General features: G+C 31.1%; 20 protein-coding genes and 1 tRNA gene. 17 read left to right on the top strand and 4 right to left on the bottom strand.

Annotated features, from left to right (window positions below; translation table 11 throughout):
• Positions 1-65: 65 nt before the first annotated feature.
• The 3 genes from DIS07_RS09740 to DIS07_RS09730 form a co-directional block, all read right to left on the bottom strand.
• Positions 66-1,292, bottom strand: a complete 1,227-nt coding sequence (locus DIS07_RS09740; RefSeq protein WP_109405041.1) for an ammonium transporter — start codon at positions 1,290-1,292, stop codon at positions 66-68.
• A 6-nt stretch (positions 1,293-1,298) separates the two neighbouring features.
• A complete protein-coding gene (locus tag DIS07_RS09735) occupies positions 1,299-1,649 on the bottom strand; it encodes a P-II family nitrogen regulator (protein ID WP_109405040.1) in 351 nt (116 codons plus the stop codon).
• A 66-nt stretch (positions 1,650-1,715) separates the two neighbouring features.
• Entirely contained in the window at positions 1,716-2,702 is a 987-nt protein-coding gene (locus DIS07_RS09730; protein ID WP_109405039.1) for an outer membrane beta-barrel protein, read from the bottom strand.
• A gap of 274 nt (positions 2,703-2,976) precedes the next feature.
• Between DIS07_RS09730 and DIS07_RS09725 the strand changes: the two genes are divergently transcribed.
• On the top strand, positions 2,977-3,762 hold the full coding sequence (locus tag DIS07_RS09725; RefSeq protein WP_109405038.1) for a tRNA pseudouridine synthase A: 786 nt from the start codon (positions 2,977-2,979) through the stop codon (positions 3,760-3,762).
• 263 nt (positions 3,763-4,025) lie between these two features.
• On the opposite strand, the gene DIS07_RS09720 is transcribed toward DIS07_RS09725, so the two are convergent.
• Entirely contained in the window at positions 4,026-5,168 is a 1,143-nt protein-coding gene (locus DIS07_RS09720) for an acyl-CoA dehydrogenase (RefSeq protein WP_109405037.1), read from the bottom strand.
• A 92-nt stretch (positions 5,169-5,260) separates the two neighbouring features.
• On the opposite strand from DIS07_RS09720, the gene DIS07_RS09715 reads away from it, so the two are divergent.
• The 16 genes from DIS07_RS09715 to DIS07_RS09640 all read left to right on the top strand — a co-directional run bounded on the left by DIS07_RS09715 (position 5,261) and on the right by DIS07_RS09640 (position 21,570).
• Positions 5,261-6,316 carry an anhydro-N-acetylmuramic acid kinase gene (locus DIS07_RS09715; protein WP_109405036.1) on the top strand — a complete coding sequence of 352 codons (1,056 nt, stop codon included), beginning with the start codon at positions 5,261-5,263 and terminating at the stop codon, positions 6,314-6,316.
• Positions 6,317-6,495: 179 nt separating this feature from the next.
• Positions 6,496-7,722, top strand: coding sequence for a Glu/Leu/Phe/Val dehydrogenase dimerization domain-containing protein (locus DIS07_RS09710; protein ID WP_109405035.1), 1,227 nt, complete (start codon positions 6,496-6,498; stop codon positions 7,720-7,722).
• A gap of 23 nt (positions 7,723-7,745) precedes the next feature.
• A complete protein-coding gene (gene nhaD, locus DIS07_RS09705; protein WP_109405034.1) occupies positions 7,746-9,149 on the top strand; it encodes a sodium:proton antiporter NhaD in 1,404 nt (467 codons plus the stop codon).
• Between the two features lie 132 nt (positions 9,150-9,281).
• Positions 9,282-9,971, top strand: a complete 690-nt coding sequence (locus tag DIS07_RS09700) for a MotA/TolQ/ExbB proton channel family protein (protein ID WP_109405033.1) — start codon at positions 9,282-9,284, stop codon at positions 9,969-9,971.
• Position 9,972: 1 nt separating this feature from the next.
• Positions 9,973-10,365, top strand: coding sequence for an ExbD/TolR family protein (locus DIS07_RS09695; protein WP_109405032.1), 393 nt, complete (start codon positions 9,973-9,975; stop codon positions 10,363-10,365).
• Between the two features lies 1 nt (position 10,366).
• On the top strand, positions 10,367-11,194 hold the full coding sequence (locus DIS07_RS09690) for an energy transducer TonB (RefSeq protein WP_109405031.1): 828 nt from the start codon (positions 10,367-10,369) through the stop codon (positions 11,192-11,194).
• 17 nt (positions 11,195-11,211) lie between these two features.
• On the top strand, positions 11,212-12,420 hold the full coding sequence (locus tag DIS07_RS09685) for a bifunctional folylpolyglutamate synthase/dihydrofolate synthase (RefSeq protein WP_109405030.1): 1,209 nt from the start codon (positions 11,212-11,214) through the stop codon (positions 12,418-12,420).
• 66 nt (positions 12,421-12,486) lie between these two features.
• Positions 12,487-12,564, top strand: a tRNA-Val gene (locus tag DIS07_RS09680).
• A 123-nt stretch (positions 12,565-12,687) separates the two neighbouring features.
• Entirely contained in the window at positions 12,688-13,671 is a 984-nt protein-coding gene (locus DIS07_RS09675) for an SDR family oxidoreductase (RefSeq protein WP_109405029.1), read from the top strand.
• 11 nt (positions 13,672-13,682) lie between these two features.
• A complete protein-coding gene (locus tag DIS07_RS09670) occupies positions 13,683-14,966 on the top strand; it encodes a nucleotide sugar dehydrogenase (protein ID WP_109405028.1) in 1,284 nt (427 codons plus the stop codon).
• A gap of 21 nt (positions 14,967-14,987) precedes the next feature.
• Positions 14,988-16,322, top strand: a complete 1,335-nt coding sequence (locus DIS07_RS09665) for a UDP-glucose dehydrogenase family protein (protein WP_109405027.1) — start codon at positions 14,988-14,990, stop codon at positions 16,320-16,322.
• Positions 16,312-16,893: an acyltransferase gene (locus DIS07_RS09660; protein ID WP_109405026.1), complete on the top strand. Its 582-nt coding sequence runs from the start codon at positions 16,312-16,314 to the stop codon at positions 16,891-16,893. Before DIS07_RS09665 ends, DIS07_RS09660 begins: the two co-directional genes overlap by 11 nt.
• A 75-nt stretch (positions 16,894-16,968) precedes the next feature.
• A complete protein-coding gene (gene gmd, locus DIS07_RS09655; protein WP_109405025.1) occupies positions 16,969-18,084 on the top strand; it encodes a GDP-mannose 4,6-dehydratase in 1,116 nt (371 codons plus the stop codon).
• 14 nt (positions 18,085-18,098) lie between these two features.
• A complete protein-coding gene (locus DIS07_RS09650; protein WP_109405024.1) occupies positions 18,099-19,184 on the top strand; it encodes a GDP-L-fucose synthase family protein in 1,086 nt (361 codons plus the stop codon).
• A 159-nt stretch (positions 19,185-19,343) separates the two neighbouring features.
• Positions 19,344-20,309, top strand: a complete 966-nt coding sequence (locus DIS07_RS09645) for a Gfo/Idh/MocA family protein (protein WP_109405023.1) — start codon at positions 19,344-19,346, stop codon at positions 20,307-20,309.
• Positions 20,310-20,313: 4 nt separating this feature from the next.
• Positions 20,314-21,570, top strand: coding sequence for an oligosaccharide flippase family protein (locus tag DIS07_RS09640; protein WP_109405022.1), 1,257 nt, complete (start codon positions 20,314-20,316; stop codon positions 21,568-21,570).
• Positions 21,571-21,655 lie beyond the last annotated feature (85 nt).

Below are 21,655 nucleotides of genomic sequence, written 5' to 3'. Positions count from 1 at the left end.
ATAAAATAAAAAGAAGCCTATAAATTTAAATTTATAGGCTTCTTTTTTAAGATAGTTAATAGTGTTTAATGTTCATTTAAACGGAAGTCTGGATAAGCATCCATACCATGTTCATGAGCGTCTAAACCTTCTAACTCTTCTCTTTCACTAACTCTAATTCCCACTGTTTTCTTTAATGTAAATATGATTAAGAAAGATGAAACTAAACAAAAAGCAGCATAGCAAGCTACTCCAGTTAATTGTATTAAGAAAGTGTGTTCAGGGTTCGTAGAGAAAATACCTACAGCTAATGTTCCCCAAATTCCACAAATTAAGTGAACAGCAATTGCACCAACAGGGTCATCTAGCTTAATAGCATCTACAAAACTAACAGCAAAAACAATTATAGCTCCAGCGATAGCTCCAATAATAATTGCACTTTCAGGAGTCATAACGTCGGCTCCAGCAGTAATACCAACTAAACCACCAAGAATACCATTTAAAAACATTGTTAAGTCTAAGTTTTTGTATTTGATGAATGATACTAACGCTGCAATAACACCACCAGCTGCAGCAGCTAAACAGGTTGTAACCAATGTTAAAGAAGTTAATTCTGGGTCTGCAGATAAAACTGAACCACCATTAAAACCAAACCATCCTAACCATAGTATTAATACACCAGCGGTAGCTAAAGGTATGCTGTGACCTGGGATTGCTTGTGGTTTTCCGTTTTTGAATTTTCCAATTCTAGAACCTAATAACCATACAGCAACTAAAGCTGCCCATCCTCCTACAGAGTGAACTAAAGTAGAACCTGCAAAGTCATAAAAGCCCATTTGATCTAAGAATCCACCACCCCATTTCCATGATCCAGCAATTGGGTAAATTAATCCAACATAGATTACTGTAAAAATCATAAATGGTCCAATTTTCATTCTTTCAGCTACTGCACCAGAAACAATTGTTGCAGCAGTTGCGGCAAACATTCCTTGGAATAAGAAATCTGTCCACCAAGTGTAACCACCATCAGCGTATTCAGGAGTCATTCCGTTTTCAGGAGCTGAGATACCAAATCCAGCAAAATCAATAATACCAGCAGATCCATCTGCAAAACCTGGGTACATTAAGTTAAATCCACCAATGTAATATAATAATAGACCAACTGTAATGATAAATATGTTCTTGAATAAAATGTTAATTGTATTCTTTTGTCTTGTTAAGCCAATTTCTAAAAATGCAAATCCTGTGTGCATAAAGAAAACTAAAGCTGTACAGATCATCATCCATACATTATTTGTAGTAAGTAATTCCATTTTTTATTATTTAGATATTTTTTTTAATGTATTTCCACCTTTTTCTCCTGTTCTTATTCTATATGCTTCATTAATGTCTGAAACAAATATTTTACCATCTCCTACTTCTCCAGTAGATGCAGATTTTATCAGAGCATCTATAGTTACTTGCTCAAAATCGTCATTTACTACGATAGATAAATGTCTTCTTTGAATATCACTTGTGCTATAGCTAACTCCTCTGTAGACATGTGCTTCTTTTTCGTTTCCTAGACCTGTAACATCCCAGTAAGAGAAGAAGTTTACGTCTACGTCATGCAAAGCTTCTTTTACAGCTCTGAATTTTGATTTTCGTATAATTGCTTCTATTTTTTTCATTTTGTATATAGTTTTAAAAGTTTTAAACCTACAAGTTTTTAGCTTGTAGGTTTTTTATGTTTTTTTTTAGAAAGAGTAAACTGCTGCTAAAGTAGCTCCAGTAACATTGTCTTTTCCGAAGAAAGTAACATCACTTGAAGTGTCATATCTTAATTCTGCGATTATATTTAAGCTAGAAGTTAAAGACTTATTAGCTGATAAAGTATAAGCAGACTGACTTGCATCTCCTGCTCCAGAAGTAGTTGTAAAAAATTCTGGTCTTAATCCTACAGAAAAAGTATCAGAAAAAGTGTTTTGTAAGTATAAAGCTACACCTTGGTAACCAGCATCTGCATCACTTGAATTTGCATAAGCAGCATTAATACCTAAGAAAAATGAATCAGATAAATCGAAACCACCTGTATAGTCTAAGTATAATACGTCGTTAAAGCCAAATCCATCTGCACCATAAGCTAAATTAAAGTATTGCCCTTTGTAACCAGTTTGAAAACCTAGTTGGTAGTTGCTTGATGGGTTAGCACCTGCAGTAATACCATGAGGGTTTGTTAATGCGAACATGAAAGATAAATCTTCTGATGCTGCATAATCAACTTTTAAACCTGTATGAGAAAAAGGTCCTGCGTTAAATAAATAAGATACAGAGTAGTTAAAGTTTCCAGTAGGAGAAATAACTTCGTATCCATACCAAGTGTTAAATTGACCTAAAGTAAAAGTAACACTTTCAGATGCTTTATAGTAAGCATATAATTGGTTGATTGCTCCTTCGTAAGCATTTGCAGCATTTGCTCTTGGCCCGTAAGCTAAGTCTGCTACAACTCCAGCTTTTCCTTTTTCGTAAGAAAAAATTGTATTTACCATACCTAAACCAAATCCATTTGCAGCTCCGCTACCTCCGTATAAGACTCCAATAGAACCAGGAGAATTAGATCTAAGGTTACTACTATGGTAAACGTCTACACTACCACTTAAAGTGAAAGTTCCTTTGTCTTCTTTTTCTTGTCCAGTTACTATTAAGCTACTTGCTAATAATAAAGTAAAAATTAATTTTTTCATAATTGTTGTTCTTTTAGTGTTAAATGATTTTTATTAATTGAACTGGGACAAAAGTATATATTTAATTTATACTGACAAGGGGTGTGTTTTTCGAAAACGTTGTAATTTTAATGTAACCCCTCAAAAAAATAGGGGTTATTTTGTGATAAACGTATTTTTAGTTTTTTTTAACATAAAAAATATAGGGTTCGTAAAAAACTAAATGATAATTTTGAGATATTCATAAAAATGCACTTTTTGTAAAAAAAAATGTAATTATTGTACATTTACATCCATGAAATACTCAGTTTCTTATATAGTAGGGTTACAGTTTCTTGGGTTTAGGTTTTCTGGATGGCAAAAACAAAAAAATGCTAAAACCTTACACGATATGGTAGATAAAACACTTTCTTTTGTGTTTTCAAATCGTGATTATAAAACCATAGGGATAGGAAGGACAGATGCTAAAGTTTCTGCAACTACTTACTATTTTCAATTGTTTGTTGATGAAGTTTTAGATAGAGGTAAGTTTTTGAATTCTTTAAATACTAACTTTTCTCCAGATTTAAGAGCAACTTCTATGCAACAAGTTGATGTTGGTTTTAATATTATTAACGTTGATAAGATTAAAGAATATCATTATTATTTTTCTTTTGGTGATAAGAATCACCCGTTTTCAGCTCCTTTTTTGGTGAATGTTGATGGTTTTCTTGATGTTGAATTAATGATGAAAGCTGCAAAACTCTTTGAAGGTGAACATTATTTTGATAAATATTGTACAAAACCATCTGCAAATACTATATTTAAGAGAATAATAGATTCTTGCGAAATTGTAGAAAATGATATTTTAACCGCAGATTTTTTTCCAGAACACTCCTATGTGTTAAAGGTAAAAGGGAAGGGTTTTTTACGTTATCAAATACGATTAATGATGGCAACTTTATTTGAAGTGGGTAAAGGAAATCTTGATTTGAGTTTTATTGAAACTTCTTTAAAGGTAGATAATGATAAAAAAAATATGAGAAATATTGCTCCAGCTTCTGGTTTACAATTGTATGATGTTCAATTTATAGATGTGTAAAGACCTGTCAAGTATATGAAACCTGTGAGGTTTGGGTGTCGTGAGCTCAAAAACTAAAAATAGTCATGTTACCATTGGGTTATTAACTAAGTTTATAGAAATGTGCGCAAAGAATTGAAACTTTGTTTGAACTCTTTTTGTTTTTTATTGGTAAAACAAAACTAAAAATCGAGAATTGAAAGCATTACCTGAAAGGTTGCAACCAAAAGAAAAATCCATCTTAAAAGATGGATTTTCTATACATTATATATTATGATTATATTTTATCCTTTAATAACTTCTCTAGAAATTACAATTTTCTGAATTTCTGAAGTTCCTTCGTATATCTGAGTAATTTTTGCATCGCGCATTAAACGTTCTACATGATATTCTTTAACAAAACCATTACCACCATGAATTTGAACAGCTTCAACTGTTTGTTCCATGGCAACTTTACTAGCGTATAATTTTGCCATTGCAGAAGACATGTCATAATTGTTCCCTTGGTCTTTATCCCAAGCAGCTTTCATAACCAACATTCTCGCAGCTTCAATTTCGGTGTACATATCTGCTAATTTGAACGCAATTGCTTGATGATTGCAAATTTCTGTTCCAAAAGCTTTACGTTCTTTACTGTATTTTAAAGCTAATTCATAAGCGCCAGAAGCAATACCTAAAGCTTGAGCAGCAATACCAATTCTACCGCCAGAAAGGGTTTTCATTGCGAACTTGAAGCCAAATCCATCTTCACCAATTCTATTTTCTTTAGGTACTTTCACATCATTAAATTGCAAAGTATGTGTGTCAGAGCCTCTAATTCCTAATTTGTCTTCTTTAGGTCCAATATGGAAGCCTTTCACGCCTTTTTCAATAATAAAAGCGTTAATTCCTCTGTGGCCTTTGTCTCTGTCGGTTTGTGCAATAACTAAATATACATCGGAACGCCCTCCATTTGTAATCCAGTTTTTTGTTCCATTTATTAAGTAATAATCTCCTTTGTCTATTGCTGTTGTTGCTTGTGAGGTGGCGTCTGAGCCTGCTTCTGGTTCACTTAAGCAAAAAGCCCCTAGGTATTCGCCAGTTGCTAATTTTGTCAAGTATTTTTGTTTTTGCTCTTCTGTTCCAAAAGCTTCTAAGCCATAGCATACCAAAGAGTTGTTTACAGAAACCATAACAGAAGCTGAGGCATCAATTTTTGATAATTCTTCCATAATTAGTACATATGAAATGGCGTCCATTCCGCTTCCTCCGTATTCTGGGTCAACCATAATTCCAAGAAAACCTAAATTCCCCATTTTTTTTACCAGTTCATTAGGAAATTCTTGTTTATTATCTCTTTCAATAACACCAGGAAGTAATTCTGTTTGGGCAAAATCTCTTGCCGCATCTCGAATCATTATGTGTTCTTCTGTTAAACTAAAATCCATTGCTATTTATTTTTATTAAATTCGTAATTTATAGCGTCAAAGATATCGATTTCGTAAGATATTATCAATAAAGTTTTCTTAATTTTACGGATATGAATAAAAAAGAAGTTTTTGCGATTGGGGTTATGTCTGGGACGTCTTTGGATGGAGTTGATTTGGTGTATGTGAAATTTGTTAAGAATAGCCCTGAGTATTTTAAAATTATTAATGCAGAGACAGTTTCATATACTGTTGAATGGAAGGAGAAATTACAGAAAGGAATTCATTTTTCTAAGGATGATTTAGATGAGTTAGATGTTAGTTATGGAATGATGTTAGGTGAAATTATTCTTGATTTTGTTGATAGGTTTCAGGTTAGTACTATAGATTTTATAGCTTCTCACGGACATACTATTTTACATCAACCAAAAAAAGGAATCACTTTACAAATTGGCGATGGACAAACTATAGCAAATAGCACTAAACAAAAAGTGATTTGTGATTTTAGAACACAAGATGTAAAATTAGGCGGGCAAGGAGCTCCGTTAGTTCCTATCGGAGATGAGTTGCTTTTTCACGAGTATAAATATTGTCTAAATCTTGGTGGGTTTTCGAATGTTTCTTACAGGGAAAATGGGAAAAGAATTGCTTTTGATATTTGCCCTGTTAATATCGTATTAAATCATTATGTTAACAAATTGGGTTTTGAATATGATAATAAAGGAGAAATAGCTTCAAAAGGAATGTTAAATCAAAATCTTCTAAATGAACTTAATAAAATGTCTTTTTACAGTTTAGAGCCTCCAAAATCTCTAGGTTTAGAGTGGGTGCAGAAAAATATTTTTCCTTTGATTGATGTTTTAGAAACTGATGTCTCATCAATATTAAGAACTTTTGTAGAACATATTGCAATTCAGATTTCTAAAGAGATTCATAATGATTCATTATTAATAACAGGAGGTGGAGCTTTCAATTCTTTTTTGATAAGTAGAATAGAAGCAATGTGTAAAGTTAAAATTTCATTGCCAGGAAAACAATTAATAGATTATAAAGAAGCTTTAATTTTTGCTTTTTTAGGTTTGTTAAAGTTTGATAATCAGGTAAATTGTTTGTGTTCTGTAACAGGGGCAGAAAAAGACCATTCATCTGGTGTTGTTTTTTACCCTTAATCTGTATAATAAAAATTTGAACCCTCACTTTTTTACTGTAAATTTGTGAAGTATCAAAATAATGATTTTTCAAAAAAAAATACAAATGAATCAATTGTAACTTTTCCCCTGAAGGGGATTTTATCTTAAGAATAAAATTGTTTAAAAAACAGAAAAGTTAATTGATTTAAAATTTTAGAATGAAAGATTTATTAAAAAAATACGAGAATAAACAACCTGAGATTGTTTTTAACTGGAAAGATTCAGAAACAGAAGCAGAAGGTTGGACGGTTATAAACTCTTTAAGAGGTGGTGCAGCTGGAGGAGGTACAAGAATGAGGAAGGGGTTGGATATGAATGAGGTGCTTTCTTTAGCAAAAACGATGGAAGTGAAGTTTACTGTATCTGGTCCTGCTATTGGGGGAGCTAAATCAGGAATTAATTTTGACCCGCACGACCCTCGAAAAAAAGGAGTTTTAGAGAGGTGGTTTAAAGCGGTATCTCCACTGTTAAAGAATTATTATGGTACTGGAGGTGATTTAAATGTTGATGAAATTCATGAAGTAATTCCGATTACAGAAGAAAGTGGGGTTTGGCATCCTCAAGAAGGGGTTTTTAATGGGCATTTTAAACCAACAGAAGCAGATAAAATTAATAGAATTGGACAATTAAGGCACGGTGTGATAAAAGTCATAGAAAGTGATTTTTATTCTCCTGATATTTCGAAAAAATATACTGTAGCAGATATGATTACAGGTTTTGGTGTTGCTGAGGCTGTTAAGCATTATTATGGTGTTTATGGAGGTGAGGTTGCTGGGAAAAAAGCAGTTGTTCAAGGTTTTGGAAATGTAGGTTCTGCGGCAGCTTTTTATTTAGCTCAAATGGGTGTTAAAGTTGTTGGGATTATTGATAGGGTTGGAGGAGTAATTAATGAGGATGGATTTTCTTTTCAAGAAATAAGAGAATTTTTCTTGAGAAAGCATAGAAATACTCTAATAGCAGAAAAAATGATACCTTTTCAGGAAATCAATAAAAAAATATGGAATTTAAAATGTGAAATATTCGCACCATGTGCAGCATCAAGGTTAGTGACACAAGAACAAATTAATCAGATGATAGACACTGGTTTAGAGGTAATAACTTGTGGTGCTAATGTTCCATTTGCTGACAAAGAAATTTTCTTTGGTTCAATAATGGAAGATACTGATAAAAAAGTAAGTTTAATACCAGATTTTATTTCTAATTGTGGAATGGCTAGAGTATTTGCTTATTTTATGGAAAGAAGAGTAGGAATGTCTGATAAAGCAATTTTCGAAGATACTTCTAGAGTAATAAAAAAAGCTTTAGAAAGAACCTTTGCAAAAAATGGATCTAAATACAATATTAGTGAAACAGCTTTTGCAATTGCTTTAAAAGAATTAATATAAATGTAAACAAAAACTAATTATATATGGAATCAGTGATTATTATTGTATTTGTAATGGGGTATTTAGCCATTACTCTAGAACATAATTTAAAATTAGACAAATTAATACCCGCCTTAATTATGATGGCGGTGTGTTGGGCTTTGGTAGCTTTGGGAATTGATAATTTCTCTAATTGGTTTGATTCCGCTAATCATGGTTTGGTTGATGGTTTTGCTTCCATGGTTCATGATGACAAGTTACATTTAGTAGAAGAAACCTTATTGCATCACTTAGGAAAAACAGCAGAAATTTTAGTTTTTCTTTTAGGCGCGATGACCATTGTAGAGATTATCGATTATTTTGATGGTTTCTCTACCATTAAAGGATATGTGAACTTTAAAAGTAAAAAGAAATTACTTTGGATGTTTTCAGTATTAGCATTTATTTTATCTGCCATTATCGATAATTTAACTGCAACAATTGTTTTAATTTCTATTTTACAAAAAATTGTAAAAACCAGAGATGATAGAATTTGGTTTGCAGGTTTAATTATTATTGCAGCCAATGCAGGTGGGGCCTTTTCGCCAATTGGAGATGTTACTACAACAATGCTTTGGATTGGAGATAAAGTAAGTACAGGTATGTTATTTATGTATTTATTTATTCCATCATTATTATGTATGGTTGTGCCAACTTTTATAGCAACATTTTTGCCAGCTTTTAAAGGTGAAATTGATTATGATGAAAATGAAGTTGAAAAACCAAAAAGTCAACATAGTGCAAGAATGTTGTATTTAGGCTTAGGTGCTATTCTATTTGTGCCAGTATTTAAGACAGTAACTCATTTGCCACCTTATGTGGGCATGATGTTGTCTTTAGGTATTGTGGCTACATTTGCAGAGATTTATAGTAATTCTAAATTTTCTATTTCGAGTGCTCAAGGCGAAGAGGCAGAAGAACATGCTTCTACCGCTCACCACAGCCCTGTACATCATTCTTTATCAAAAATAGAAATGCCAAGTATTTTATTCTTTTTGGGAATTTTAATGGCAGTAGCAGCTCTTGAATCTTTAGGGATTTTATTCAACTTTGCAGATAGTTTAAAAGAAGGTATTCCGCTAATGGGCTCTGAGTTAGCTGGTACTGGGGTTTCTGATTTAGTTGTAATTTTATTAGGTATAGGTTCTGCCGTTATCGATAATGTACCTTTAGTGGCCGCAAGTTTAGGGATGTTCTCTGAGTCTTTAGATAATCCTTTATGGCATTTTATAGCGTTTTCTGCAGGTACAGGTGGAAGTATGTTAATTATTGGTTCTGCTGCTGGTGTTGTTGCAATGGGGATGGAGAAAATTGATTTTTTCTGGTATTTAAAGAAAATATCTTGGTTGGCATTAATAGGATTTTTAGTAGGATCAGTATCTTTTGTTATTATAAGGATGTTTATTTAATTGATTATTTCAAAAATTTAAATGTCATTCTACAATAATATTTGTAGAGTGGCATTTTTTTTGATAAAAAATATTAAAAGCAATTTTTAAAAAAAATCCTCGTTAACAGTTTAGAACTTAAAAGAGAATTGAATGATATCATTTTTTCAAGAAAATAAAGAATTAATAGAAGAAACTGTTTCCGAAGAAAAAACTTTATCTATTTATAAATTAATTATGGATGGGGGGTTAGGTGGGCAAATTATTATTGCACTACTTTTTATTTTATTGGCAGTAGCGTTGTATATCTATTTCGAACGTTTTTTTGCCATAAAATCAGCATCAAAAGTTGATAAAAATTTCATGAACCAAATTAAGGATTATGTTTCTAATGGAAAATTGGAATCTGCTGATGCACTTTGTAAAAGCAAAAACTCGCCAACATCAAGACTAATTGGTAAAGGGATTTCAAGAATTGGAAAACCTTTAGAAGATATAAATACAGCTATAGAAACTGCTGGTAAATTAGAAATTTACCAATTAGAAAAAAATGTCAGTATTTTAGCAACAATAGCAGGAGCTGCTCCAATGATTGGGTTTTTAGGAACTGTAATTGGAATGATAGTAGCTATTCATGAAATTGCAAATGCCGGTGGACAAATAGATATAAAGATGCTTTCAGATGGATTGTATACAGCAATGACAACTACTGTAGCCGGATTGATTGTTGGTATTATTGCTTATATTACTTATAATCATTTAGTGGTAAGAACCAATAAAGTGGTATATCAAATGGAGGCAAAATCAGTTGAGTTTTTAGACTTATTAAACGAGCCTGTTTAACATGAATATTCGAGGAAGAAATAAAGTAGATCCATCTTTCAATATGTCATCAATGACAGATATTGTGTTTTTATTGTTGATATTTTTTATGTTAACATCTACATTGGTAACTGTTAGTGCTATTGATGTTTTGTTGCCTAAAGCAGGTGGGAAAACTGAAAATAACAAGTCAGTTGCGGTAACAATTACTAGTAAATCTCAATTTTATATTGATAAAACTTTAGTTGGTTCTTCAAAATTAGAAAGTGCTATTTTAAATAGCGTTGGAGTTGATAAAAAGAAAACAATTGTAATTCGCGGAGATCAAAATGTACCTTATAAAAATGTCATGAAAGTAATCGATATTGCAAATAAGAATAAATTAAAAATGATTTTAGCTGTAAAAGGCAAATAAAATGTCTGTATTAGATACTAAACATAAACGTAACTCAACAATAATCACTGTAATAATATTGATGCTGCTCCTCTACGGTATTTTAAATTATGGTTTACAGTATATAGATCCGCCAGAAGAGTATGGTTTGGCAATTAATTTTGGGAATTCTACTTTTGGTAGTGGAGAGTCTGTTGTAAAAACAAAAAAAGTATCAACCCAAAAGTCTATTGAAAAACAAGAGGTTGTTAAAGATGAGGTTAAAGAAGTTTCAAAAGAAATTATTAAAGAAGAGATCATTACTGATGATGTGTCAAAAGATGTTCCTGTTGTAGAAAAGAAAATAGAGTTAAAGAAACCAGTAGAAAAGGAAATTAAAAAAGAAATAACCAAAGAGAAGTCTAAACCAAAGCCATCTAAAGAAAATCAAGATGCATTGAATAGTTTGTTAAATGGAAATTCTTCAGATGGTAAACCAAAAGGTGAAGGTGATGATGAGAAATTAGGTTTAAAAGGGAAAGAAAAAGGTGATGTAAATGCAAACAAGTATTATGGGAATAATGGAAATGGTTCAGGAGGGAATTATAATCTAGCAGGAAGAAAAGCTTTGTCTAAACCTAAGGAACAACCAGATTGCCAAGAAGAAGGGGTGGTTGTTGTGCGAATTCAAGTAGATAAATCTGGTAAAGTAATTTATGCATTACCTGGTGTTAAAGGAACTACAAATTCGGCAGCTTGTTTGTTAAAGCCTGCGAAAGCTGCAGCTTTAAAAACGAGATGGAATATAGATGCAAAAGCACCGTCTAAGCAAACAGGAACTATCATTTATAAATTTTCTCTATCTAAATAATCACGTATTTTTGCTGGATGAATTATCAACAAACATTAGATTGGATGTTTGCGCAATTGCCAATGTATCAAAGACAAGGTAAGACTGCATTCAAAAAAGATTTGACTAATATAATTGCATTGTCAAAAGAATTGGGTAATCCTGAACAAAAGTTTAAATCCGTTCATGTTGGGGGTACTAATGGTAAAGGGTCAACAAGTCATATGTTGGCATCAATACTTCAAGAAGCTGGCTATAAAGTAGGCCTGTATACTTCTCCTCATTTAAAGAGTTTTACAGAAAGAATTCGAATTAATGGTGATGAAATTCCCAAAAGAAAAGTATCAGCATTTGTAAAAAAACATAAAAAATTTTTAGAAAGACAAAAACTCTCTTTTTTTGAAATGACTGTAGGAATGGCATTCGATTATTTTGCGAGAGAGAAAGTAGATGTTGCTGTGATTGAAGTTGGTTTGGGAGGTAGATTAGATTCTACAAATATTATAACACCTGAGCTTTCTATAATTACAAATATAGGGTTGGATCATACTGATATTTTAGGAGAAACTCTTCCGGAAATTGCATCAGAAAAGGCTGGAATTATTAAAAATAATACTTCAGTAGTTATCGGAGAAAGGCAGTCAGAGGTTTTGAAAGTTTTTTCTAGAAAAAGTCAGGAAACGTTTTCTGAATTATTTTATGCTTCTGATGAAGTTAGAGAATATAAAACAGATTTATTGGGCGATTATCAATTAAAGAATGCTAAAACTGCTGCTTTAGCAGCAAAAAAATTGCATCGATTTAAAATTTCAGAAAAACATATTCAACAAGGATTAAGAAATGTTGTTAAAAATACAAACTTGAAAGGAAGGTGGCAAATTTTACAAGAAAACCCTAAAGTAATTTGTGATACTGCACACAATAAAGAAGGTTTGAGTATTGTTCTTAATCAGCTTAAAGAAGAGTATTGTAATAAATTACACATTGTTTTTGGTGTGGTTTCTGATAAAAAGTTAGAAGATGTTTTGTCTTTGTTTCCTTTGGATGCTCAATATTATTTTTGTAAACCTAATATTCCAAGAGGACTTTCAGAAGATGATTTACATGAAAAAGCATCTTGTTTTAATTTGATAGGAAGAAAATATTCATCAGTGGATAAGGCGTATAAAAAAGCCTTAAATGATGCAAATCAAGAAGATATCATATATGTTGGAGGGAGTACATTTGTAGTTGCAGAAATAATTTAAAATAAAATCATTTTTTCTTTTGGTAAAATTAAAATGTATTATATATTTGCATCCGCAATCACGCAAGGGCGCGTAGCTCAGTTGGTTCAGAGCACTTGGTTTACACCCAAGGGGTCAGGGGTTCGAATCCCTTCGCGCCCACCAAAAAAAACCTTCACTTATTGTGAAGGTTTTTTTGTTTAAAAAAGCATAAAGTTTTTGTTTCATTTTGTAATTTTTTTTTTTGTACTTTCGCAACTTGAAAAAGAATATTTAGTTTCTATATAAATGGATATAAGTTTATCGGGAAAGAATGTATTAGTAACAGGAGGTGCAGGTTTTATTGGCTCTAATCTTTGTGAGGCCTTAATAGAATTAAAATGTAATGTAACTTGTTTGGATAATTTCTCTACTGGAAAAAGAGAAAATGTGTCATCTTTTTTGGATAAATCAAATTTTAAATTAATAGAAGGAGATATTAGAAGGATTGATGATTGTATGAAGGCAACTGAAGAAATGGATTTTGTTCTACATCAAGCTGCCTTGGGTTCTGTTCCTAGATCTATAAAAAAACCCAGAGTTACTAATGACGTTAATGCATCAGGGTTTGTTAATATGATGGTAGCTTCTAAAGAAAATAAAGTCAAAAGATTTGTTTACGCCACAAGTTCTTCAGTTTATGGAGATAGCAAAGTGCTACCAAAAAAAGAAGATTTGATCGGTAGGCCAATGTCTCCTTATGCGGTTACTAAACACGTTAATGAATTATATGCCAGTGTTTTTGCTCATAATTATGGTATCGAAACAATTGGGTTAAGGTATTTTAATGTATTTGGAAAAAGACAAGACCCTAAAGGAGAATATTCTGCTGTTATACCAAAGTTTATTGATAAATTATTGAAGGGTGAGTCTCCTATTATATATGGTGATGGAAAAACAACAAGGGATTTTACTTATATAGATAATGTTGTATATGCTAACTTACTGTGTATTACAACTTCAAATAAAGAAGCAATTGATGAGGTTTTCAATATAGCCGCTGGTGGTAGAAGTACCTTGTTAGATTTGGTAGAATATTTAAAAGAATTCCTCTCAGAATTTAATCAAAATATCAAAAATATTGAAATCAAACATCAAGAATTCAGGGTAGGAGATATTACACATTCCTATGCAGACATAAATAAAGCAAAAAAAATATTAAATTACACCCCCAAGTACACATTTCAAGAAGGCTTAAAAAAAGCTATAAAATGGTATAAGGAAAACTCTTAAAAAAAAAGAAAATGAATAAACCAAAAATAGCAATTTTAGGATTAGGTTATGTTGGATTACCTTTAGCAAGATTATTTGCAACAAAATATTCAGTTGTTGGATTTGATATAAATAAAGAAAGAGTCGCTGAATTGATGACAGGTGTAGATTCTACTTTAGAAGTGGAAAATGAAGTTTTAAAATCTGTTTTAAAAGATTCTCCATCTAATGAGAACGGATTGTTTTGTTCTACTTCTTTAGATGATATTAAAGATTGTAACTATTATGTAATTACAGTTCCTACCCCAGTTGATAAAAACAATAGACCTGTCTTAACTCCACTTGTTAAGGCAAGTGAAGCAGTTGGTAGTGTTTTAGGAACTGGTGATATAGTTATTTATGAATCTACAGTTTATCCTGGTGCTACAGAAGATGAATGTATACCAGTTTTAGAAAAATCATCTGGTTTAGTTTTCAATAAAGATTTTTATGCAGGTTATTCTCCAGAAAGAATAAACCCTGGAGACAAAGAGCATACAGTCGAGAAAATATTAAAAGTTACTTCTGGCTCTACACCAGAAATTGGAGAGAAAGTTAACGATTTATATAAGTCGGTTATTGTAGCTGGTACTCATTTAGCACCAACTATAAAAGTTGCTGAAGCAGCAAAAGTTATTGAGAATTCTCAAAGGGATATTAATATAGCTTTTGTTAACGAATTAGCCAAAATTTTTAGTCTAATGGATGTCAATACTCATGATGTTTTAGCTGCTGCAGGGACTAAATGGAATTTCTTGCCTTTTAAGCCAGGTTTAGTTGGTGGGCACTGTATTGGAGTAGATCCGTATTATTTAGCTCAAAAAGCACAAGAATTAGGCTATAATCCTGAAATTATTTTAGCTGGTAGAAGAGTAAATGATGGTATGGGCGCATATGTGGCATCTGAAGTTGTTAAGTTAATGATAAGTCATGATATTAGAATTAAGAATGCAGAATTATTGATTTTAGGTTTTACATTTAAAGAAAACTGTCCAGATGTAAGAAATACAAGGGTTATTGATGTTGTGAAAGCATTACAAGAGTTTAATATAAATGTTACAGTTCATGATCCATGGGCAAATGAAGAAGAAGTAATGCATGAATATGGAATTACTTCTAACAAGGAGCTACCATCAAATAAATTTGATGCAATAGTATTAACTGTAGCACACAATGAATTTAAAGATCTAGATTTAAACTCTTTGAAGAAAGATAATTCGGTAGTTTATGATGTTAAGAATAGTCTTCCTGAAAATCAAAGAGATAGAGGTTTATAATAATATTCTAATTTTTTTTAGGTGATAATTTCTGTAATAGGAACTGGTTATGTTGGGTTAGTGTCTGGTACTTGTTTTTCTGAAATGGGCAATTCAGTCACTTGTGTAGATAAAAATAAAGAAAAAATACGTCAATTAAATCAAGGAATTGTTCCTATATATGAACCTGGTTTAGAGGGTTTGATTCAAAGGAATCAGAAAAATAAAAATCTTTTTTTTTCAACATCAATTAAAGATTCTGTTAAACATTCAGATATAATTTTTATTGCAGTTGGTACACCTACACTTGATAATGGGGCGGCTGATTTAATTCAAGTAAGAGAAGTTGCAAAGGAAATAGGTAGAAGTATAACAAAGAAAACTCTCATAGTAAATAAGTCTACTGCACCAGTAGGAACTTGTAATCTTATCCAAGGAATAATTAGTAAAGAATTAATTCAAAGAAATTTATCATTAGCTTTCGAGGTTATTTCTAACCCTGAATTTTTAAAAGAGGGGGATGCTATCAGTGATTTTATGAAGCCCGATAGAATTGTTATTGGTGTAGATTCAGAAGACGCTTTTCAATTGATGAAAGAGTTATATAGTCCTTTTTTTAGAACTAGAGATCGATTTATAAGAATGGATGTCAAGTCAGCTGAAATGACTAAATATGCTGCTAATGCAATGTTGGCTACTAAAATTTCTTTTATAAATGAGATAGCAAATATATGTGAGTTGGTAGGTGCTGATGTTAATCAAGTTAGGGTTGGTGTTGGTTCTGATTCAAGAATAGGTTATAATTTTATTTATCCAGGAATTGGTTATGGAGGAACTTGTTTTCCAAAAGATATTTCGGCTCTTATAAAATTAAGCTTAAAGCATAATTATGAACCTAAATTGTTAGCTTCTGTTGATGAAGTTAATGAAGGACAAAAAAAACTTTTTTTGAAGAAATTGCTAAGTAGATTTGGTGAAGATTTGTCAAATTTTACTTTTGGGATATGGGGTTTGTCATTTAAGCCAGAAACTGATGACATGAGGAAATCTCCTTCCATTTTCATCGTTAATCAACTGTGTAAGCGAGGAGCTAAGGTTCGGGTTTATGATCCTAAATCAATGAAAAACGCTAAAGAAAAATATTTTAGTAAATTAGACCTTTTTTACGGAGAAAATAAATATCAAATAATAGAGAATATAGATGCTTTAATTCTTCTTACAGAATGGAAAGAGTTTAGGTCTCCAGATTTTTCTGAACTAAAGAGTAAGATGAGGTTGCCTATAATTTTTGATGGAAGAAATCAATACAATGCATTTGATTTAAATAAAAAGGATTTTGAATATTACCAAATAGGAAAAAATAAATATGGAAGATAATAATTATTTTGCTCATGAAACAGCAGTAATAGATGATAATTGTGAAATAGGAAATGGTACTAAAATATGGCATTTTTCACATATTATGTCTAATTGTACAATTGGAGAAAAATGCAATATAGGTCAAAATGTTGTTGTTTCCCCTCAAGTAGTTTTGGGGAATAATGTAAAAGTTCAAAACAACGTTTCTATATATACAGGAGTGATTTGTGAAGACGATGTTTTTCTTGGACCTTCAATGGTTTTTACGAATGTTATTAACCCTAGGAGCGCTGTTAATAGAAAGGAAGAATATATGAAGACTATTGTGAAAAAAGGAGCAAGTATTGGGGCAAATGCTACAATTGTTTGTGGTAACAATATTGGGAAATTTTCTTTTATAGGTGCGGGTTCAGTTGTAACTAAAGAAATACCTGATTATGCTTTGGTTGTAGGTAATCCATCAAAACAAATAGGTTGGGTTAGTGAATATGGACATAGATTAATTTTTAGTGAAGATAATTTAGCAACCTGTAAAGAAAGTGGTCAGAAGTATAGAGTTGAAAATGAAAAAGTACTTAGAGTCAAATAAATACCCTTACAAAATGTATGCTTTAATAATGAGTGGCCATATGGTTTTAATAAAAACAACTAAACATTAAAAAATATGAAAAAAGTAGCCTTAATTACAGGAGTAACTGGACAAGATGGAGCATATTTAAGTGAATTTTTATTAAAAAAAAAATACTCAGTACATGGTTTAAAAAGAAGGTCTTCATTATTTAATACAGATAGGATTGATCATCTATATCAAGATCCACATATTGAAGATAGAAACTTCTTTCTGCATTATGGTGACATGACAGATAGTACTAATCTTATTAGGTTGATACAAGAAATTCAGCCAGATGAAATCTACAATTTAGCAGCTATGAGTCATGTTCATGTATCTTTTGAAACCCCTGAGTATACAGGTAATGCTGATGGTTTGGGAACATTAAGAATTTTAGATGCTGTTAGGCTTTTAGGTTTAGAGAAGAAGACTAGAATATATCAAGCTTCAACATCAGAACTTTATGGAAAAGTCCAAGAAGTACCACAAACAGAAACTACACCTTTTTATCCTAGAAGTCCATATGCGGTTGCTAAAATGTATGCTTATTGGATAACAGTTAATTACAGAGAAGCCTACGGCATATATGCTTGTAATGGTATTTTATTTAACCATGAATCTCCTTTGAGAGGGGAAACATTTGTAACTAGAAAGATTACAAGAGCAACATCTAGAATAGCATTAGGCCTTCAAGATAAATTGTACTTAGGAAACCTTGACGCAAAGAGAGATTGGGGACACGCAAAAGATTATGTGCGTATGATGTGGATGATTTTACAAGCAGATCAAGCAGAAGATTGGGTTATAGCTACAGGAAAAACTACTACAGTTAGAGACTTTGTTAGAATGAGTTTTGAAAAAGTAGGAATTGTGCTTGAGTTTAAAGGAAAAGGAATTGATGAAAAAGCTTACGTGTTAAAATGTAATAATCCTGAATATCAAATTAAAATAGGAAAAGAAGTTTTAGCTGTAGATTCAAAATATTTTAGACCTACTGAAGTAGAACTTTTAATTGGAGATCCTTCAAAAGCTAAAAATAAATTGGGTTGGGTGCCTAAAATATCTCTTCCAGAATTAGTTGAAGATATGATGAGAAGTGATTTAAAATTAATGAAAAAAGATCAGTATTTAAAAGATGGAGGTTATCAAACTCTTAATTATTTTGAATAATATTCAGGTATAAAATGAATAAAGATTCTAAAATTTACATAGCAGGCCACAGAGGCTTAGTTGGAAGTGCCATTTTAAAAAACTTAAAATCTAAAGGTTATCATAATTTAGTTTTTAAAACACATGATGAATTAGATTTAACTGATACTTTACAAGTCGCGTCTTTTTTTAAAAAAGAAAAACCTGAGTATGTTTTTTTAGCAGCAGCTAAAGTAGGTGGAATAGTTGCTAATAATGTATATAGAGCCGATTTTATTTATGATAATTTAATGATTCAAAATAATGTAATTCATCAGAGTTATAAAAATGGAGTTAAAAAATTATTATTTTTAGGAAGTACTTGTATATATCCTAAGAATGCACCTCAACCAATGCTTGAAGATTATTTGTTAACTGACGTTTTAGAATATACAAATGAACCCTATGCTATAGCTAAAATAGCTGGGATTAAAATGTGTGAAAGTTACAATATTCAGTATGATTCGAATTTTATTTCAGTAATGCCAACTAATTTATATGGTCCAAATGATAATTTTGATTTAGAGAAATCTCATGTATTACCTGCTTTAGTTCGTAAAATTCATCTTGGTAAATCTTTAGAAAATGATAATTGGGATGCTATTAGAAAAGACTTATATCACTTACCAATTGAAAAAACCGATGGAAATGCTTCCAAAGAAAAGATTCTATTAGTTTTAAATAAACATGGAATAAAAAAAATAGATAATAAGATTTCTATTGAAATATGGGGTAGTGGTAAACCAATGAGAGAGTTTCTTTGGAGTGAAGATATGGCAGATGCAAGTGTTTTTATAATGGAAAACAGAGATTTTAAAGATTGTATTGAAGATATAAAAGAAATTAGAAATTCTCATATAAATATAGGTACAGGGGTCGATATATCAATTAAAGATTTAGCCTATTTAATTAAAAAAGAAATTGGTTTTAAAGGTGGTTTTTATTTTAATATAGAAAAACCAGACGGAACAATTAAGAAGCTAACTGATGTTTCTAAGTTGTCCTCTTTAGGATGGGTTTATCGAATGGGGATTAAAGAAGGCGTTAGTGCACTTTATAATTGGTATCTAAAAAAAAAATAGTTTGAGAAAAAAGAGTTATATGTTGGTAATTTTAAAGAATTAAAGTGTTTATAAGTTGTGGCTTTAGATTAAATTATGATTTATAATATTAGACTTTGTAATCAAAAAAAACTACATTTGCATGTATTTTATAAAATAATTTTAAATATATAAATAGTTATGAAAAACTTTGCGCTTGTTGGAGCTTCAGGATATATAGCACCAAGGCATTTAAAAGCAATTAAAGATACAAACAATAATTTATTAGCGGCTTTAGATACATTTGATAGTGTTGGAATTATGGATAGTTATTTTCCTGAAGCAGATTTTTTTGTGGAAACAGAACGTTTTGATAGGCACTTAGAGAAGTTAAAGTATGATAAAGGTGTTAATTTAGATTATGTTAGTATTTGTACTCCCAATTACTTACATGATTCACATATTAGAATGGCTTTAAGAAGAGGAGCTGACGCAATTTGTGAAAAACCTTTAGTATTAAATCCATGGAATTTGGATGCACTCCAAAGAATGGAAAAAGAATCTGGGCAAAGAGTATTCAATATATTGCAATTAAGGGTTCATCAGAGTATAATAGATTTAAAGAAGAAAATTGAAGCTGCTCCTAAGGATAAAATTTTTGATGTTGACTTAACATATTTAACTTCAAGAGGTAATTGGTATTATACTTCATGGAAAGGAGATCATAGTAAATCTGGAGGAATTGCGACTAATATAGGAGTACATTTTTATGACATGCTTTCTTGGATTTTTGGCAAAGTAAAAGAAAATGTAGTGCACGTTCAAACACATGATAGAGCTTCAGGTTATTTAGAGTTTGAAAGAGCTAGAGTTCGTTGGTTTTTGTCAATAAATTATGATGTATTACCTGATGAAATTAAAAATAAAGGGCAAAGAACATATAGATCAATTACGATTGAAGGTGAAGAGTTAGAGTTTAGTGGGGGATTTACTGATTTACATACTAGAGTTTATGAAGGCATTATTGAAGGTAGAGGTTATGGACTAGAAGATGCAAGACAGGCTATCGAAATTGTTCATCAAATTAGAAATTCTAAACCAATAGGTCTAATAGGAGAGTATCACCCTTTCGCTCAAAAAAAAATAGCTAAGCATCCATTCAAATAGGAAAATGAAGAGTTTTTTTTTTGAAAAATTAAAAGGCGAATATTTAAAAAATATTCTGACCATGATGAGTGGGGTTTTTTTATCCCAAATTATTATGGTAGTGGGGTCATTTTTTTTAACTAGGATATTTACGCCTGAAGATTTTGGATTGATAGCTTTGTTTATGTCTTTGACCAATATATTGTCAGTTGTTTCAACAGGTAGATATGAACATTCTATAATATTGCCAAAATTAAATATAGATGGATATAAGCTAATGTTTTACACATCTATAATTGTATTAATATTTTCTTTTTTTCTTTATTTTTTGATTTACCCCTATCAAAAAAACATAAGCTCTTACCTAAATAATTCAGATATCGAAAGTTGGTTAATATATTTGCCGATTATGGTGATTTTAAATAGTCTATTTTTTGTGTTTAGGGCTTGGTTGATTAGAAACAAAGAGTTTAAAAGAATAACTTATGGAAGTATTTTAAAATCTTTAGTACTAAATATTATATTGATAGCTGGTGGTATATTTTATGGTGACGTGATGGTGTTCTTGATAGCAAATATAGTAGCTCAATTATTTGAGACTGTATTTTTGTTTGTTAGACTTAGAAAAAGTCATATACCTTTTGTTTATAGAAAGAAAGAAGCTCTTGGATTATTAAAAGCTTATGATAAGTTTCCAAAATTCCTTTTACCAGGAGATTTGATAAATACCTACGCTAGCCAAAACCCTGTTATTTTACTTAATTTATTTTTTGGGAATGCAGTAGTCGGTTATTATTCTTTATCTCAGCGTGTTTTAGGTTTACCTATAAAATTAATTTCCAACACAACAAAAGAGGTTTATAAGCAAAAAGCAGCGGAAGAATATAACGAAAAGGGAAATTGTAAGGAGGTATTTATGAAAACATTTAAGATGTTATTTTTAACATCCTTAATACCTACTCTTGTTTTGTATTATACAGCTCCTTGGATTTTTTCATTTTTTTTTGGTAGTCAATGGGAAGTATCTGGTCAGTACTCACGATATTTACTTATTATGTTTTGCTTTCAGTTCTCTGTTAGCCCTCTTTCTTACACTCTTTTTATCAAAGGAAGACAGCAATATGATTTATATTGGCAAGTTTGTCTACTTATCTTTACATCTATTGGTTTATATTTAGGGTATTATTTGAACTCGGCTGATTATGCAATTCTTGGCTTTAGTATAGCTTATTCTTTAATGTATTTAGTATATCTGAAACTTATTTATGATGCTTCAAAATAGTATAAGATTAGCTAAAAAAAATAGTCAAGTAAATTATATAGTAATGTTGCTCTTAATATTTAAGAGCATTGAGGTGACATACTTA

Origin of the sequence: Polaribacter aquimarinus, from assembly GCF_003129485.1 — a bacterium.
GTDB classification, from domain to species: Bacteria; Bacteroidota; Bacteroidia; order Flavobacteriales; family Flavobacteriaceae; genus Polaribacter; species Polaribacter aquimarinus.
Note: the sequence above shows the minus strand (reverse complement) of the source record. Positions and strands in the feature narration are given on the sequence as shown.